This window comes from Marinobacter daepoensis DSM 16072 (assembly GCF_000421165.1).
GTDB classification, from domain to species: Bacteria; Pseudomonadota; Gammaproteobacteria; order Pseudomonadales; family Oleiphilaceae; genus Marinobacter; species Marinobacter daepoensis.
In genome coordinates this window covers 807,572-825,044 of the sequence record NZ_ATWI01000009.1, presented here as the reverse complement: position 1 = coordinate 825,044, position 17,473 = coordinate 807,572, and the positions used below count along the sequence as shown (strand labels likewise).

The following is a 17,473-nucleotide window of genomic DNA, read 5'->3' as shown; positions in this document are numbered from 1 at the left end:
GACGGGCTTTTTGCTTTCTTCAAGAGGTTAACGAGGACGGGTACAGGGGCGGAAGCTCCTGTGATCGCGTCTGATTCTTCCCCGAGGTTTCCCGCAACGCTTGCAGTGCCTTCACCAGGTCGGTGCGCTCGCGCGCGTGTTCGCCATGCTGTTGCCCCGAGTAGAGTGTTGCCTGGAAGCGCTCAAAGGCATCGTTCAGAGGCTGGTTTCCGGCAAATCTCAGCAGATCGTGTACCGATCCGAAGTCCCGCTCCGGAAATTTCAGCCGTGCCCACCGAAGCAGGGCCCGCGATGTTTGCCCGGAGCCTTCGTTGATTGCATTTTTCAGTGCCTCAAATGCCTGTCGTTCATTTGAATCGTCAGCCGCAGGGTGTGACTCCTGCTTGCCAGACGGTGCTTGTCGAGCCCGCCACCAAAGCCCCAGAGTGATCAGCCAGAGTGCCGCAAAGATACCGGTTGCCCAGAGCCACCGGCTGTCTCCGGAGCCGGTGCCCTGGGCTGTGTCCACGTTGGCTGTCGGTTCACTGGCTGGCCCTTCCGCCGGGGTTGAGGTTTCGGGGGACGAGGCAGCGGCCGGCAACGCGCTGTTACCTGAGACCGTGTAATGTCGTGCTGGCAGAACGGCCTCCTCCAGAGTGTTGGTCTCGGTGTTCCACCAGGGAATACGAATTGCCGGGACGATCACGTCACCGGTCTGAACGGGGACCAGTGCTGCGGTCTGTTGCAGTGCGGATCTCAGTCCGCTGGGTGTGGTTTCGGTATTACGTATTGGTTGCTCCGGGTAGCTTCGGATGGCGCCTGGCATGTCTTGTACAATGGGGGGCAGAGCTTCAGAGGGAAGCCCGTCTGCCTCCAGGGTGATCTTGTGATTCAGGTTGCTGCCAGCGATCAGTTCTTGTCCTGATGGCAGGCCCTCGTCGCTCAAAGTGACCTTGGAGGCTGGCAGCCACGCCTGGTCCATCGGGTACTCTGCCGGCACGGCTTTGACGGGGACATCGTAAAGCTGTTGTTGGTCGCGCAGAAAACGCAACTGGCCGGAAGCGTCCCTGGACTGGCCATCAAACCGGATTGGCGCCAGTGACAATGTGCCTGGTGTCTGGGGGAAAATAGCGTAACGCCGCTCGACTACCCGGTACCTTATGCCATCGCGATAGCGGGTGGATTCTTTTTGCTGGCCAAGTGATTCAATAATGGCATCCGGGTGTTCCGGCTCGGAGAGCTCACCCCGGATGAGGTTGCCGGAGAAAAAGAGCCGTACGGTCAGAACCAGTTGCTCCTGGACGTACACTTCAGCTTTGTCAGCAGAAAGCTCGATGAAGCTGGTTCGGGACGCTGCCTGATCCGGAGGTGTGCCAGCAACGACCTCAATCTCCAGCGGGTCCGAGACGGCGTCCTTGAACGTCAGAGAGGGAAGGCTCAGAGTACCGGTGCGGGAAGGCGCCAATTGATAGGTCCAGGTAATCTCACCAACCATTTCGGTGTTAACCGTTTGAACGCTGTAGTGCTGATTTCGTGCCAGGATTTCAAAGTCGGGCTCGACTTTTTCGATATCCGGCGATGGCAGTTGGGAGAGGTCGAAGCTGAACAGGTTGGTCAGGTTGATGTCCAGCTTCATCGAGCCCTTGACGGTCAGTGTCAGGACTTCGCCTTCGTAAAGCCGGGTCCGGTCTGGCTCCACGGTCAGCTTTCCGGCTGCGTGGGTGGCGGCTGAAGCGAGCATGAGCAAAGCGATGAACGCTGCAGCGAGAACGCGCGTTACCATGGTGTGTCGCCCTCATCGGGAGTTGTCTGTCGTTGTTGGTGCTGTTGCAGGAATTTGCGTTGCAACAGGCCGCCGGGATTATCCGGAATGCGGCGTAGCCATTGTTCCTGGCCCTGGCTCAGGGGTTGTTCCGAAATCTCGGCGGGCGCCTGGGCTTGTCCGGCCTGGCTGTCTGGGGCGGCGGGCTCGGTTTGTCCCTGAGAAGCTGATGTCTCCTGATCACTGTTCTCTGACGAGGGGTCACCGGGATTGTCTTGCGACTCCGGTTCTTGCTGGGAGGATTCCTGCTGGTCACCGGACGACTGGCTTTGGCTCTCGTTTTTCGACGCCTGCCCGGAACCTTCCTGGCTCTCTTCCCCGGGATTCTCTGATGGGGAGGGCTGTTCCGAGTCCTGCTCGTTGTCTGGTTGGCTCTGACCGTCGCCACTCTGGTTCTGTGATTCTTGTTGCTGGTTCAGAAGCTCCTGTACAAGCTTCTGATTGAAGCTGGCGTCCTCAAAAGACGGGTCTTCGTTCAGCGCCTGCTGGTAGGCTTCAATCGCGTCTTCCAGCTTGCCAGCATGGGCGAGGGCATTGCCTCGGTTGTAGTGACCGATGGCGCCGGGCTGATCTGCGTAGACTTCTGCTGCTTCGGCGAATTGGCCATCGCGGTAGAGCGCGGATCCGCGCCATCCAGGCTGCTCCAGAATCTCCGCAGCCTTCCCGGGATCGTGTTGGATGAGGCCTGGCCCACGCTGGTCTTCCCGTTGCCACAGGCTCTCCCATTCCATTGCCTGAGCGGGTTGGGGAGCTCCGGCAAGTGGGATGAGAAGCACCACTACGGCTGCAAAGGCCCCGCGACGCCAACCTGCAAGCAGCAACGGCAATACGGCCCATAAAAGCCAGTAGCCATCGTCCTGCCAGCGATTGGTTGCCAGGTCGTCTTCCGCAGTTTGCCAGTCATCGGAGTCGGACGGTTGCAGTGCCAGAGCCTGGATATCCCGGTTATCCAGGGTCAGCTCATGGCTTTTACCGCCGCTGTCACGGGCCAGATCGGCCAGCCGATCCGGTCTGGCTCGACTAATCACAATTTTTCCCTGATCACGAATGAATCCGCGCTTCGCCAGAGGGATGGGGCCGCCTTCCCGGGTGCCGACTACCAATGTGTTCAGTGGGTAGGAGGTCTCCGCCAGTTGTTGTTGAATGCCGCTCCTTTGTTGTTCTGGGACTGCGTCGGAGATCAACACCATCCGCCCCTGCCCGGGGGCGCCCTGTTGCAGCAGGTTGATGGCCTGACTGACGGCCAGATCGGCCCGGTTCCCCTGTGCGGGCATGATGGTTGGCTCCAGAACACTGAGCATCGCTTCAATGGTTCGGGTATCGCCGGTGAGCGGTGTGACGGTGTGAGCATCGCCGGAATAGACTACCAGCGCGGTCAGCCCACCCTGACGCTGATCCAGAATATCCCGGACTTTCCGTTTGGCCTGAGTCAGGCGGTCAGGTTCAACATCCGTGGCAAGCATCGACAGAGAGAGGTCCAGCAGGATGACCAGACTGTCCTGAGGTTGCTTGAGGGGCGTCGGGGCTTGCCGCCAGCTTGGTCCGGCAAGCGCGATGGACAGGCAGGCCAGGGCCAGATACAGCGGGATCAGTGGCGAGCGGGCCAGGCCACTTGTGCTTTCATCCCGACCGCGCATCAAGGGCTGTAGCAGGTGGGAGGGAATGTACCGTGCCCATCCGGATGACCCGTTCCGGAGCCTGTGCCGCATGGCAAACAGTGCCGGAATGGCGAGCAAGAGCAACAGCCAGAGTGGACGCATGAAATGGAAGTCAGCCATGGCCGGCCTCCGGCGTCTGATCGCGTCTGGGTTGGCTGGAACGTAACCGCAGGAACATCAACAGCAGCCAGATCATGGCTGTCGCCCCTGCTGGCCAGGCGTAGAGTTCGGTCACAGGGCGGTAGAACTGCCCGTCCTGCTCGATGGGTTCGAGTTGGTTAATGCTGTCGTAGATCATTTCCAGTTCCGGAAGGCTTCGGGCCCGGAAGTACTGCCCGCCGGTTTGCTCTGCCATCTGGGTTAGCAGCGCTTCGTCAAGATCCCGGGAGGGATTGATTCGCCGAGACCCCAGAAAACCGCGTTGAATCATGGAGTCGGCACCGATGCCGATGGTATACAGCCGAACGCCTGCGGCCTGGGCAATCTCGGTGGCTTTCTCGGGGCTGACTTCGCCCGCTGTGTTTGCGCCATCGGTGAGTAAGATGACGACCCGTTGATCCTGCGGGCGTTCGCGAAGGCGTTTAACAGAAAGCCCGATGGCGTCTCCGATTGCGGTGGCACGACCGGCCATGCCCAGCCCGGCTTCGAACAGCAGCGTGCGAACGGTGTCACGGTCAAAGGTCAGGGGGGCCTGTACGTAGGGTTCGGTGCCGAACAGGATCAGGCCAAGGCGGTCACCCTCGCGTTGATCAATAAAGTCGTCCAATACCCGTTTAACGGCCTGAAGGCGATTGATGCTTTGTCCCTGAAACACCATGTCCTGCTCATCCATGCTGGGGGATATATCGACGACCAGCATCAGGTCACGGCCTGTGACTGGCATCTGTATTTCTTCGCCTACGTACTGTGGGCGGGCGAGGGACAGGATCAGGCAAAGCCAGCCTGCAAGGATCAGGAACTGACGCCACCGGGGCACCGATTGTCCCTGGGTGGTGACGCCCGGCATGTCGGATAACCAATGCCCCACGGGGATGACGGGGGCGTCCACGGGTTCGCTTTTCCGGTTACTTCTGACGAATACCAGGGGCAGCAGCACCAGCAAGAGTATCCAGGGGTAAGCCAGGCTGATCATGAGACAGCCTCCATCCAGGCTCGGGCAAAGTCCAGAGCCTGGTCTGGCTGGACGCTGGGCCGGGGCTGCCAGGCACTGGCCACCATGCCTTCAACCACTGGCCGGGAGGCAATGCGGTCCCGGGGGGTAGTTTCCAGCAGGAATTCGATCCATTGCTGGCCCGTCAGTGCTTCCGGATGTCGATCAGGGAAGGCCTGACGTGCGGTTCGTTTTAACAAGGCATTAATTCCGGCAAACCATTCTGGGGTGGGTGCGGCTGACTGCTTCAGACGCTGAAGTTCGTGCCGCGAGGTCCGCTTCCAAAGATGTTTTCGATGCTGGCGAACAGCGAACCAGGAGGCTGCGAGCACGCAGAGCACAACGGCCAGCGCCAAGAGCCACCAACCGGGGGCCGGTGGCCACCAGCCTCCGGTAGCAGGTAGCTGGATATCCCGGAGTTGTGCGAGTGGGTCCTGTGGGGTCATCCGATCCGACCTCCCGGGCCCAACAGCAGGCGCAGAGCGGCCGCCGGGTCCTCGTTCGTGGCCAGAGTCGCCGATCGTACTCCGCAGGCACGGAAACACTCCGAGAGGTGGCGCTCATGGGTATCTATTTTTTCTTGCCAGGATCGCTGGAATTGGGCGCTGGATGCATCAAACCAGATCGGCCCGCTGGGGCCCGCCACGGCAAACCTGCCGGATGAGGGCAGAGACTGTTCCAGAGGGTCCTGAATTCGAATGGCACTGACGGTGTTATGCCGGCCTATGGCGCCCAGAAGGGTTGTGGTCTGCTCTGACAGATTCATGAAGTCACTGATGATAAAAATTCGGGACCCTGTGTGCGCCACCCGCCGGGCTTCAGCCAGAGCTACGTCTAGCCCCGGGCCGTGGGCAGACGGGATGGGGGGGGATGTGTCCGGGTGCTGATGGCTGGCCAGGTGGTCGAGTAGCCGGAGGACTGATTTCCGGCGCCTGGCAGGCCGCACGACGGCCAGATCCTCGTCGTTGAACACCAGGCCGCCCACCTGATCTCCGGCCCATAAAGCCAACCATGCCAGCAGCGCGGTCACCTGGGCGCTTCTGACCTGCTTGTAGGCGCCGGTACTGGCAAAGAACATGGTTGGACCAAGGTCGGTGATGAGAAGGACCGGTCGTTCCCGTTCTTCCTCGTAGAGCTTGGTGTGGGGGGACTGGCGCCTTGCCGTTACCCGCCAGTCGATGCTACGGATGTCATCGCCTGGCTGATACTGACGTACTTCTGAAAACGTCATCCCCCGGCCGCGTTGCCGCGATTGCCGCAATCCGGCCTGCCGTGACCGGATGGGCTTTGCCGATGGCAGCTTCAGAGCCCGTGCATCTGCCTGCAGGCGGACGAGCTCCTGCAGACTGATCATGGTGACTGGACGGGAGTTTTCCATAGTGGGGTTACCGGCTCCTGTAGACAACACCTCAGGCGGTTACCGGAACCCGGTCGATCAGCCGTTGAAGGACAGAATCTGCCGTCATGCCTTCAGCTTCAGCTTCAAAGGTCAGCAGAATCCGATGGCGAAGCACATCATAGGCCATGGTCTGAACATCGTCCGGAGTCACGTAGTCCCGGCCGTCAAGCCAGGCCATTGCCCGCGCGCAACGGTCAAGGGCAATGGTGCCGCGCGGGCTGGCGCCGAAGGCGGTCCAGCGGGCGAGTTCCGGATCGAGCGTGGCGGCATCACGGGTGGCCAGAATCAAAGCCAGCAGGTACTGCTCCACGGGTTCCGCCATGTAAATGTCGGAGACGGCCTGACGGGCTTCCATGACTTGTGCCTGGGTTAGACGAATGTCTACGTTCGGGATTCCCTGACGGTAGTCATTGCGGGCAAGGTGCAGAATCTGACGCTCAGCATCGGCAGACGGGTAGTCGATCATCACATGCATCAGGAAGCGATCAAGCTGTGCTTCCGGGAGCGGGTAGGTGCCTTCCTGTTCGATCGGGTTCTGGGTGGCCATCACCATGAACAGCTTCGGCAGGGGAAAGGTTTTCAGGCCGACACTGATCTGGTGCTCGCCCATGGCTTCGAGCAGGGCGGATTGCACTTTGGCGGGTGCCCGGTTGATTTCGTCAGCCAGCACCAGGTTATGAAAAATCGGACCGCGCTGGAATTCAAAGGTGCCGGTCTCTGCGCGGTAGATTTCGCTGCCTGTGATATCCGACGGCAGTAGATCCGGAGTGAACTGAATCCGGTGGAAGTCGCCCTCGAGATGCTCGGCAAGCGCTTTTACGGCGGTGGTTTTTGCAAGGCCCGGAGCTCCTTCAACCAGAAGGTGCCCGTCGGCCAGCAGGGCGATCAGAAGTCGGTCGACCAGTTTTTCCTGGCCAATGATGCGCTTGGCCAATTGTGCTCTGAGATCACCGAACGTTTGTTGTAACGACATGAAAATGACAGCTCTTGGTTTTTGATGTCTTGCGTAGGTAGTTGCCGCAGTTTTGGTGTCTGGCCAGCAAAAATCAAGGGTTTGACTATGCTTATGTGACGATACTGTGATTACGTTTCTTTCACACAAACCAGAGGTCGGATATGAATGCGCTGACAATCGCCAGCAAGGATCAGTTTTTTGAACAGTTGGCCGATGCGTTCTCGGAAAAGATAGCGAAAACGGAAGCGAAGAAGATCGCCGATTTTGCGCGACAGCATTATGCTCATATTCCTCTGGAGGAGTTGGTCAGTCGACGCTTCTCTGATACCTACGGCGCCATTCTTGCCGCCTGGCAGTTCCTGCAGAAAAGGAGCGCCGATGAAACGCCGGTGTCGGTCTTTAACCCGGATCTTGAGAGTGATGGCTGGCAATCCACCCACTCCGTGATTTTCATACTTCACCCTAACATTCCTTTCCTGATTGATTCGTTGCGTATGGCCATCAATCAGCGGGAAATTGGTACCCATTCTATCCAGCATTCCATTCTGCGCGTTGATCGCGACAGCGCCGGAAAACTGAAGAAGCTGCATACCACCAAGAAAAGTGCGGCGGCCAGCTACGAGGCATTCATTGTACTTGAAATTGACCGGCACAGTGACCCGGAAGACCTTCGGGATCTGGAGCAGACCCTGCAGCAGGTGCTGCACGAAGTTCGCATAGCGGTGGGTGACTTTCCGGTAGTGAAGGACAAGGTCAGTGAAATTGCCAAAGAGCTGGATGCAACGACCGCAGGTATCAGTGAGGAAGGTAAAGAAGAGGCTCGGGCATTTCTGAGCTGGTTGGTGGAAGATCACTTCACGTTCCTCGGCTACGATGAATACGACTTTGTAAAAGACAAGCAGGGGATGGCAGTGCGCCGGGTCGAGAACTCGGAGTTGGGAATTCTCAGGGTGAACAACGAGCGTCCTGACCGGGTTCGGATCAATGAACTGCCCCAGCGTACCCGCAACGAAATGACGCGTTCGGACGACATTTTTATCTTTGCCAAATCGGCTCAGCGTTCCCGTGTGCATCGCCCGGCTTATCCTGACTACATCGCGGTAAAGAAATTCAACAGCAAGGGTGAAGTGGTTGGGGAGCGTCGTTTCCTCGGTCTTTATACGGCCCGGGTATATAACGAGCGGCCCGACGAGATTCCGTTGCTGCGTCGTAAATTTCAGGCGGTGATGAAACGGTCAGGTTTTCTGACCGACGATTATGCCGGAAAAGAGCTGGAGCAGATTCTGACTCTTTATCCCCGGGATGAGCTGTTCCAGATTGAAACCGACGAGCTGTTGCGGGTGGTGAAGAGCATTCTCTACATTCAGGAACGCCGTCGCATCGAATTGTTTATGCGGGAGGACGTATACGGCCAGTTTGTCACCTGCCTCGCGTTTTTTCCGAGAGATATTTACAACACGGAGTTGCGCCTGAAGGTTGAACAGGTGCTGCTGGATCGTTTGGATGCCGAGGATATTGAATTCGTTACTCATTTCTCGGAGTCGGTGCTGGCCAGAGTGCAGTTCACCATCCGTGTTCCACAGGTGGAAAATCGCCAACTTCCGCTGGCGGAGATTCGTGACAAGGTCATCGAACTGGCCCAGTCCTGGCGTGACGGGCTCTACGACGCCCTGAGCGAAGCCTATGGTGAAGAGCAGGGCAATGAGTTCTATCGGGTCTGGGCCGGTGGCTTTCCCGCCAGCTATACCGATATGTTCTCGCCCCGGCGTGCTGCGATCGACCTGGAGCACATCACCGCTTCCGCCCGCAACGACGACCTGGCGATGAGTTTTTATCGGGCGCTCGAGGAAGAAGAAAGCGTCTTGCATTTCAAGCTCTTCTACCCCGACGAACCACTGCCATTGTCTGATGTCATGCCGATTTTTGACAATCTGGGCTTCCGGGTGATCGGTGAGCACCCCTTCGAGGTGATTGACCGCACGGGTAAAACCGTGTGGATTCACGATTTTACGCTGCAGTCCCATAGCGGCAATGTGGTCGATATTCACCGGATAAGGCCGATCTTTGAAGAGCTGTTCCGGCGGGTCTGGCACGGTGAGGCGGAAAATGACGCCTTTAACCGGCTGTTGCTGTCCTCTTACATGAGCTGGCGGGAAATAGCCCTGCTGCGGACCTTTGCCCGCTACATGCGCCAGATTCGGTTCTCCAACAGTCAGACTTTCATATCCAATACGCTGGTTAACCACGTGAATCTGACGCGGATTCTGCTGGAGTATTTTGAGGCCCGTTTCAATCCGGAGCGTTCCAAGAGCCGGGGCAAAAGTGAAGCGGCGCAGCAAAAACTGGAGATTGAGTTCAATTCGGGGCTTGATGAGGTTGAGAACCTCAGTGAAGACCGGGTACTTCGGCTGTATCTTGAGTTGATGCAGGCCACTCTGCGAACCAACTATTACCAGCCTGACGGCGATGGCCAGCCCAAGCCCTATATCAGTGTGAAGTTCGACCCTTCCCGGATCCCGGACATGCCGCTGCCCCTGCCGATGTTTGAGATATTTGTGTACTCGCCAAGGGTGGAAGGTGTCCATCTCCGTGGTGGCAAGGTGGCCCGTGGGGGACTGCGCTGGTCCGACCGGTTTGAAGACTACCGCACAGAAATCCTGGGGCTGGTAAAGGCCCAGCAGGTGAAAAATGCGGTGATTGTGCCCGTTGGGGCAAAGGGGGGATTTGTTGCTAAACGCCTGCCAGACCCTTCCGATCGAGAGGCTTTCCAGGCTGAGGGTGTTGCGGCGTACAAGACCTTCATCCGGGGGCTGCTGGATATTACGGATAACCTTGTAGACGCTGGTATTCAGCCACCGGAACGGGTGGTTCGGCACGACGAGGACGACCACTACCTCGTGGTTGCCGCCGACAAAGGGACCGCCACGTTCTCTGATATTGCCAATGGCCTGGCTGCAGAATATGGCTTCTGGATGGGCGATGCCTTTGCCTCTGGCGGCAGTAATGGCTATGACCACAAGAAAATGGGGATCACTGCCCGGGGGGCCTGGGTCTCCGTGGAGCGCCACTTCAGAGAGATGGGGATTAATCCCGCGGTGGATGAGTTCACTGCGATCGGGATTGGTGACATGGGGGGCGATGTGTTTGGTAATGGCCTGCTTTGCTCCGAGAAAACCCGGCTGGTGGCAGCCTTCAACCATATCCATATTTTTATCGACCCGAACCCTGATTCCGAGCGAAGCTATAAAGAGCGCAAGCGGCTGTTTGAACTACCCCGTTCAGCCTGGACAGACTATGACACCAAGCTGATCTCCAAAGGCGGCGGGGTGTTCAGCCGGAACGCAAAATCCATTCCGGTAAGCCCCGAAATGAAGAAACTGTTGGGGGTTAAGGCCGACCGTGTACCTCCGAATATGCTGATCAGTCATATCCTTAAGGCCAAGGTGGACCTGCTCTGGGTTGGTGGCATTGGTACATACGTAAAAGGCAGTGATGAGAGTCATTCGGATGTTGGTGACAAGGCCAACGACGGTTTGCGGATCAATGGCGGTGAACTCGGCTGCAGGGTAGTGGGTGAAGGTGGCAACCTGGGCTTCACTCAGATGGGCCGGATTGAATACGCCCTTGGGGGTGGCAGGCTGAACACTGATTTCATCGACAACTCGGGCGGCGTGGACTGCTCCGACCATGAAGTCAATATGAAAATCCTGCTGAACCGCGCCGTGGCGATGGGCGATCTGACCGGTAAGCAGCGTAATGTCATGCTTGAAGAGATGACGGATGACGTTGCTTCACTGGTTTTGAAGAACAACTACCGTCAAACCCAGGCAATCAGTATCGCCAGTGAGGATGCCGCCACGCGACTGGAGGAATACCGGCGGCTGATGAATACCTTTGAAAGCGAAGGTAAGCTCAATCGGGCGCTGGAGTTTCTGCCTGACGATGAGACTTTGTCCGAGCGCAAGCTGGACAAGAAAGGCCTGACCCGTCCTGAGCTTTCGGTTCTGATTTCCTATGTGAAAGGGGATCTGAAGCAGGTACTGATCGACAGCAATCTGCCAGATAACCCCCTGCTGGCTGGCGAAATGTACAAGGTGTTCCCGCGGGAGTTGACCAAGCATTTCTCCAAAGAGTTGGGTGAACACCAGTTGCGGCGTGAAATCATTGCCACCCAGATCGCCAATGACATGGTGAACCACATGGGCATTACCTTTGTGGAGCGGCTGAACCAATCTACCGGAGCCGATCCGGCTTCCATTGCTCTGGCCTGGATCATAGCGCGGGATGTCTTCCGCATTGATAGCTGGTGGGACAAGATTGAAGCTCTGGATTATCACATCTCTGCGGACCTGCAGATGGAGCTTATGCAGGACCTGATGAGACTGATGCGCCGGACGGTGCGCTGGTTGTTGCGTAACCGCCGGGCAGAGCTGAACATACAGAGTCACATGGAGCGCTTTGCTGACAGCGTCTGGGCCATCACCTCCAACCTGCCCGACTATCTGGGAGAGCAGGCTCGTGTGAGCTGGGGAGAGCGTCATGATCGGCTGGTGGAGGCCGGTTTGCCCAAAGAGTTGGCGTCGGTTCTGGCCGGCACAGGTTACTTGTATTCCTCTCTGGGAATTATCGAGGCTCAGGAATCAGCGGGTATGCCGCTGAAGACGGTGGCCAACCTCTACTATGATCTGGGAGATCGACTCGACCTGACCTGGTTTGCCAACTCCATCGCAGACCTTACGCCAAGTTCTCACTGGCAGGCGTTGGCGCGGGAGAGCTTCAGGGAAGACCTGGACTGGCAGCAGCGGGCGCTGACCACGGGTGTTCTGAAAATGGCTGAAAGCCCCGAGAAAGTGTCGGACTGTGTGCAGGTGTGGGAGCAGCGCCATCAACCCATGATTGAGCGCTGGAGTACCATGCTGGCTGAGCTCAAATGTGTTCGTGAACCGGAATATGCGATGTTCTCTGTTGCGCTCCGGGAGTTGCTCGACCTGGCGCAAAGTACGATGCACCAGCATCGGGACGAGGATACCGTTCACTGACGGATTGGTCATGCCGTTGATTTCCAGCTGTGCTTCAGTTGGGAATCAACGGCAGACTCGGTGCTTGTTTCCGGTTAGCATACGCGGTTCATGATTCTGGTTATGGTCCGCTACACATGTCTGCAATGCCCAATACCCATGAAGTCCTGCTCCGAAACGCTCAACTGCTTGGCGGCAGGGTAGCGCTGCTGGGGCTCACCGATGATTCATTACTACCCCGGCTTACTGCAAGCGGTCTGATAGTGACCGATCAGGCCAGTGTGTCTGAATCGTTTGCTCCAAACCGCGGCTGGGACTTCTGTTTCGGCTATGACGTCGCATCAGATCACGCGGCGAGCTTTGAAACCGTGGTTGTTTTCCTGCCCAAGGCCCGGGCTGAGCTGGAATTTCGTCTTGCCCTGGCCCGTTATCTGGCGAGGCCCGGGGCCATGTTGCTGGTCATTGGCGAAAAGAAAGAAGGCATTGCCGGTGGTGTGAAGCAATTTGCCGCTGTGGCAGGGTCGGTTATGAAAGTGGACAGTGCTCGACACTGTCAGGTTTGGTCTGGCACAAACAGCCAGCCTTTGTCTGCGTTCAGCGTGTCTGAGTGGCTGACCTGGACGGACCTCGCATGTGCAGGGATTCCCTTGAGCATTGCCGGTTTGCCCGGTGTTTTCAGTCTGGGGCGTCTGGATGATGGTACCCGGATGTTGCTTGAGACTCTGGCTGAATCACCGCTTGGGGTTGAGCGGGTGCTGGATTTTGCGTGTGGTGCCGGTGTTATTGGCGCCTGGCTCCATAAGTTTTGCCAGGCGGCGGGCGCGAGGCCGATCCGGGTGGATGGCTCCGACGTTCAGGCCCAGGCAGTTTACTGTGCTCGTCAAACCTACGCGCGGGCAGGCTGCCAGGGCGACATCCATGCGGCCAATGGTCTGGCGACGGTTGAAGGCGACTGGCCAGCGGTGATCAGCAACCCTCCGTTTCACACCGGAGTAAAAACCGACACGTCCATGACCGAGCAGTTTCTCGCTCAGGTCGCCTCACATCTTGCACCTGGTGGTGAGCTGAGGCTCGTTGCGAACAGCTTCCTGCCATATGAGGCCCTGATGGAGCGTTACATCGGGCCGGTTGAGAGGCTGGCTCAGGATCGGCGGTTTACGGTGTATCGCGCGATTTTGAAGAAGCGGCGATAAATTGAAGGCAGAAAAAAGCCCCTGGGGTAAGGGGCAAAAGATCTTGTCCGGAAAAATGCGACCATCCAGCCCGGTCAGGCTGGGGTATAACCGGAAAGGGTGTTCGGCGTGAACCCCACTAACTTAGGTTTAATTTCTAGAATAAACAGCCTAAAAGCGTTTATTTTTCTCAAAGCTGCGAACGGAAGCCCAAAATGACAGGTGCCATATTTCAGGCTTCAGTAGGGGAGCTTGCGCTGGTGAGACCCGGTGGCTCGCCGGGTCTCAGGGCGTGGGATGCGGCCGATGAGCTATTGCTGGATGCAGCGGCAACACGGCTTCAGCCGGAGAGTAGGGTGCTTGTGGTGGATGACCAGTTTGGCGCGCTGACGTTGGGGCTGGCCGGGCACGATGTTTGTACTCTGGCAGACAGTGCCGTTCTGCCAAACTCGCTCGCAGCCAATGTGGCGCGAAACCCGGGGCTGTCCGTGAATCTGTCGGTGATGAACTGGCGATCCGTGCCGTCGGGGCCTTTCGATCTTGTTGTACTGAGGATTCCCCGGCAGGCGGCGTACCTGGCGTGGATTCTGCGCTGGATAAACGGTGTCCTCGCGGACGGCGGGCAGATACTGGCTGGTGGTATGATCAAGCATTTGCCAGACCGAAGCGTCGAGGTTTTCTCTGAGGCTGTGGTCACCGACGAGGTGCTGCCTGCCCGTAAAAAGGCGAGGGTGGTTGTCTGTCGCGGTGGTTCGGCGTTAGTACGGGAGTGGCCTGATCAATGGAAAGGCTACCGGCTGGAGGGAGCGCTTTCCTGTCGGGTAGAGGCATTACCCGCAGTCTTCGCCCGAGACAGGCTCGATATAGGGACCCGCGAATTGTTGCCGCTGATTCCGGAGGCGGTTGCCCGCGTTCCTGAGAGGGGGCGTATTCTGGATCTGGCGTGTGGTAACGGGGTGTTAGGGCTGTCTGCTCTGGCCAGAAGGCCAGAATTGGAGGTGCACTTCAGCGACGTTTCCAGTCAGGCGATTGCCAGTGTTGAGCGTAATCTGTCGTCTTTGCCGGGCTCTCCGGCGGTGCAACTCTGGCATCAGGATGGAGTAGCCGACGAGGCGCCTGATTATGATCTCATTCTGCTGAACCCGCCGTTTCATGAAGGGGGGGTGGTGGGTGACCACATTGCTCTCAGGTTGTTCCGGGACGCCGCCCGGCACCTGGCGCCGGGCGGGCGGGTATTGATGGTGGGGAACCGGCACCTCGGTTACCATCGATCCTTGAAAAAGTACTTCCGGAATGTGTCGCAGAAAGTCGCCAGCCCCAGGTTTGTGGTGTTTGAGGCTTCCCGGGAGCCTTAAAGGGCAGCCGGGCGGTCGTAACCCAGTCGCGCCAGAGTATCTACAATCGTTTGGGTCTGACTGTCTATCTCAATGTTGACGCTTTGCCCGGCCACGGCGTTGCCAAACGTGGTGGCGCGCAGTGTCTCGGGAATCAGGTGGACATTGAAGCGGGTGCCCGCGACCTCTCCGATGGTCAGGCTGGCTCCGTTAATCGCAATGTACCCCTTTGGGAAAATGTATCGGGCCCAGGCATCCGGGAGCTCGAACCAGAGGGTCACGTTGTTCTCCGGGCGCAGTATCTCCACGATGGTCGCGGTGGTGTGAATGTGGCCGCTCAGCAGGTGGCCGCCAATTTCATCGCCAATGCGGGCGGCTCGTTCAAAGTTTATGTCATCGCCGGGTTGCAGAGTTCCCAGCGTTGTCAGGCGGAGTGTCTCCTGCATGGCATCAAAGTACAGGTGGTTGCCTTGCTGGCGAGTGACGGTCAGGCAGGTGCCGTTGATGGCCACTGAGGCGCCGATGGTTACGCCTTGTACCTGTTCCTCCGGGAACTCGATAACGAAGGTGCTCAGGCCAGGTTCCGACACAACTTCCCGGACTTTCGCCATACCCTGAATAATACCGGTAAACATAAATGTTCTCCTGAAACCCGTTCGTTCGCGCAAGCATACCGTTGCCGTGGGGTGTTGCCAAGAATTCCCGGAACGGAACGGGCCCGGATTTATTCCCGCGATTCAAGAACCAGACATACAGGCCGATACCCGGTGAAAGAACGTAAATAACAGTGGCCCCCATGTCGGAAAATCATGCAGTAGACAATACAGGCGCGCCTGCCACCTCGGGAGCGGTACTAAGGCCTGGGAGGGCGGCAGACCCGGTCCCGGTGGCACCCGAATCGGCGATCAACGCCGCTCAGCGCACGGCTGCCTTGCAAGCGGAAGCGGAAGAGGATGGTCGTCAGGATGATTCAGGCCACGAGGCGCAGCCGGGCGCACTGGAGGACGGCGAGGATTCATCTTCGGGCTCGCAGGATATTGAGCAGGCGCTGGCGGATTCCCGGCAGCGTAAGCTGAGACTGATGCTGCGGCAGTGCGATCGGGTGTTGTTGATGGATTTCAATCTCCTGGCGATGTCGGACTGGCCGGACAATTACCAGATGGCGGCGGCGCGTCGAAGCCGGGATCTCTGGGTATTCAGTGCCTTGCTGGCTGCCAGTCTGTTCCTGAGCGGGCTGACCGGATTTGTGCCGGCCTGGATGGCCGGAGGTGGTTTTGGGGCGTTCGTGATTATTCTCCTGTTTGGTGTTCCTTTTGTGCGTCGTATCTATACTTCCCGGCCTTCATATATGGACCTGGTTATCCGGCGCCAACGAATGCTGCGGGATGCCCGAAAACATGCCCAGCACCTGGAAGGTAAGGATGGGCTGATCTGGCAGTGCGCCCGCATGGCGGAATTTAACCCCGTGTTGCGTAATACCCGATTCAGTGAGTTGCTGCAGTTGTCAGAGCAGCGGGTACTGCCGCGCTATCTCACCCGTCGCGAGCACGTGCGGCTGTATCTGATTTATTTGCTGGAGGCCGAGAAGGCATACGGTAAGGCTCAGCAGGCATTTTTCGAGGGCAATCAGGATGCGATAGACCGGGGCTGGCAAGCAGTGGCGGCTGTCCCGGCAGACCGGGCTTGACATAATTGGTCTTCAAACGTATGTTTCAAACAGACGTTTGCTAGAGGCTATGACAACAAAATGGCTCAGTCCGATACTGTTGACCGCATTCTTGATGCCGCTGAGGAGCTGTTTGCCGAGCGTGGTTTCTCGGAAACATCCCTTCGTATGATAACCAGTAAGGCTAAGGTAAATCTGGCCGCTGTCAATTATCACTTTGGCTCAAAAAATGCCTTGATCCATGCGGTGTTTGCCCGGTTTCTGACGCCATTTTCGGCGACGCTGGAGACCGCCTTTGATGAACTTGAAGAGCGTTGCGAGGGCAAGCCGCCAACGCTTAACCAGACTCTGTGGGCGCTGACCGAAAGTGCTGTGCGCATGCCGCAGCGAAACGAGAAGGGAATCTCCATCTTCATGCGTTTGCTGGGGCTTGCCTATACGCAGTCTCAGGGGCACCTCAGAAAGTTTCTTGAGGAAGAGTACAGTGAGCCTTTCGGGCGATTCATGCGGCTCCTGAAAGATGCGACTCCAGAGCTGTCGTCCGTTGACCGATACTGGCGTATCCAGTTCATGTTGGGTGCCACAGCCTTCACCATGTCCAGCAGCGATGCTCTGATCGACATCCTTGAGAACAAACTTGGGGTTGAGACGACAGTGCAGGAAATTGCGTCTCGCCTGGTTCCTTTCCTGGCAGCCGGTATGAAGGCCCCGGATAAAATGTTGGTTAGTCTCTCAGGTTCTGGCGTTTCTGTTGCCTGAACTCCCCTGCCTCGGGTAGGCTTCCCTGTGGTTTGTAACCGGAGGGAAGCTTTTTCCAATGCCCGATTCTATGCCCCCCGGGGTTATTCTGTCTGTTGATATTGCCAGTCAAAGCCTGACACTCACCAATCAGGGTGGGGAGATTGTTGCCCGCTATCCGGTTTCCACTGGCCTTAACGGGCCCGGTCAAGCGGATGGCAGTGGCTGTACCCCGCTCGGTGATCATTACGTTCGTGCCCGAATTGGCGCTGGCGAACCTGTAAATACGGTATTTCGTGGGCGCCGCCCGACGGGCGAGGTATACAGTCCTGGGCTGGCGGAAGCTTATCCGGAGCGCGACTGGATTCTGACTCGTATTCTGTGGCTTTGCGGTTGTGAGTGGGGGCAGAATCGTGGTCCGGGCGTGGACACCTTTCGTCGTTATATCTATATCCACGGCACACCAGACAGTGAGCCTATGGGGGTGGCCCGGTCCCATGGCTGCATCCGGATGCGTAATGCCGATATTGTTGAACTGTTTGATCGGGTCCCTGCCGGAACCCACGTTCGGATTTCTTAACC

Annotated in this window: 13 protein-coding genes; 6 read left to right on the top strand and 7 right to left on the bottom strand. The window is 57.8% G+C overall.

The genetic code is table 11. From position 1 onward, the window contains the following. Positions 1–19 precede the first annotated feature (19 nt). From K325_RS0109315 to K325_RS0109290, 6 genes are read right to left on the bottom strand one after another with little or no spacing between them, the layout of a single operon-like run. Positions 20–1,762: a BatD family protein gene (locus K325_RS0109315; protein ID WP_029653997.1), complete on the bottom strand. Its 1,743-nt coding sequence runs from the start codon at positions 1,760–1,762 to the stop codon at positions 20–22. After that, the gene (locus K325_RS0109310; protein ID WP_029653996.1) at positions 1,756–3,579 is read right to left on the bottom strand and encodes a VWA domain-containing protein; all 1,824 of its coding nucleotides are present in this window, start codon (positions 3,577–3,579) and stop codon (positions 1,756–1,758) included. Before K325_RS0109310 ends, K325_RS0109315 begins: the two co-directional genes overlap by 7 nt. Then, positions 3,572–4,591 carry a vWA domain-containing protein gene (locus K325_RS0109305; protein ID WP_029653995.1) on the bottom strand — a complete coding sequence of 340 codons (1,020 nt, stop codon included), beginning with the start codon at positions 4,589–4,591 and terminating at the stop codon, positions 3,572–3,574. Before K325_RS0109305 ends, K325_RS0109310 begins: the two co-directional genes overlap by 8 nt. Further along, positions 4,588–5,055 (bottom strand): DUF4381 domain-containing protein, encoded by a 468-nt coding sequence (locus tag K325_RS0109300; RefSeq protein WP_029653994.1) that lies wholly within the window; start codon positions 5,053–5,055, stop codon positions 4,588–4,590. Before K325_RS0109300 ends, K325_RS0109305 begins: the two co-directional genes overlap by 4 nt. Next, a complete protein-coding gene (locus K325_RS0109295; RefSeq protein WP_029653993.1) occupies positions 5,052–5,987 on the bottom strand; it encodes a DUF58 domain-containing protein in 936 nt (311 codons plus the stop codon). The genes K325_RS0109300 and K325_RS0109295 overlap by 4 nt, the downstream gene beginning before the upstream one ends. Before the next feature lie 31 nt (positions 5,988–6,018). Beyond that, complete coding sequence (locus K325_RS0109290; RefSeq protein WP_029653992.1) at positions 6,019–6,981, bottom strand: AAA family ATPase; 963 nt, start codon at positions 6,979–6,981, stop codon at positions 6,019–6,021. Between the two features lie 143 nt (positions 6,982–7,124). Here K325_RS0109290 and K325_RS0109285 point away from each other — a divergent pair, with 143 nt between their 5' ends. The 3 genes from K325_RS0109285 (at position 7,125) to K325_RS0109275 (ending at position 14,508) form a co-directional block, all read left to right on the top strand. Further along, a complete protein-coding gene (locus tag K325_RS0109285; RefSeq protein WP_029653991.1) occupies positions 7,125–12,002 on the top strand; it encodes an NAD-glutamate dehydrogenase in 4,878 nt (1,625 codons plus the stop codon). A 116-nt stretch (positions 12,003–12,118) separates the two neighbouring features. Then, positions 12,119–13,174 carry a class I SAM-dependent methyltransferase gene (locus K325_RS0109280; protein ID WP_029653990.1) on the top strand — a complete coding sequence of 352 codons (1,056 nt, stop codon included), beginning with the start codon at positions 12,119–12,121 and terminating at the stop codon, positions 13,172–13,174. Between the two features lie 194 nt (positions 13,175–13,368). After that, positions 13,369–14,508, top strand: coding sequence for a class I SAM-dependent methyltransferase (locus K325_RS0109275; RefSeq protein WP_029653989.1), 1,140 nt, complete (start codon positions 13,369–13,371; stop codon positions 14,506–14,508). Here the strand turns inward: K325_RS0109275 and K325_RS0109270 are convergent. Beyond that, positions 14,505–15,122, bottom strand: coding sequence for a riboflavin synthase (locus tag K325_RS0109270; RefSeq protein ID WP_029653988.1), 618 nt, complete (start codon positions 15,120–15,122; stop codon positions 14,505–14,507). The two genes, K325_RS0109275 and K325_RS0109270, sit on opposite strands and share 4 nt — an antisense overlap. Positions 15,123–15,283: 161 nt before the next feature. On the opposite strand from K325_RS0109270, the gene K325_RS0109265 reads away from it, so the two are divergent. Genes K325_RS0109265 through K325_RS0109255 form a run of 3 tightly spaced genes read left to right on the top strand, consistent with a single transcriptional unit; the run spans position 15,284 to position 17,471 of the window. Next, positions 15,284–16,174 (top strand): hypothetical protein, encoded by an 891-nt coding sequence (locus K325_RS0109265; RefSeq protein ID WP_029653987.1) that lies wholly within the window; start codon positions 15,284–15,286, stop codon positions 16,172–16,174. A gap of 60 nt (positions 16,175–16,234) precedes the next feature. Beyond that, positions 16,235–16,912: a TetR/AcrR family transcriptional regulator gene (locus K325_RS0109260; RefSeq protein WP_029653986.1), complete on the top strand. Its 678-nt coding sequence runs from the start codon at positions 16,235–16,237 to the stop codon at positions 16,910–16,912. 58 nt (positions 16,913–16,970) lie between these two features. Beyond that, positions 16,971–17,471: a L,D-transpeptidase gene (locus tag K325_RS0109255; protein WP_029653985.1), complete on the top strand. Its 501-nt coding sequence runs from the start codon at positions 16,971–16,973 to the stop codon at positions 17,469–17,471. The last annotated feature ends 2 nt before the right edge of the window (positions 17,472–17,473 follow it).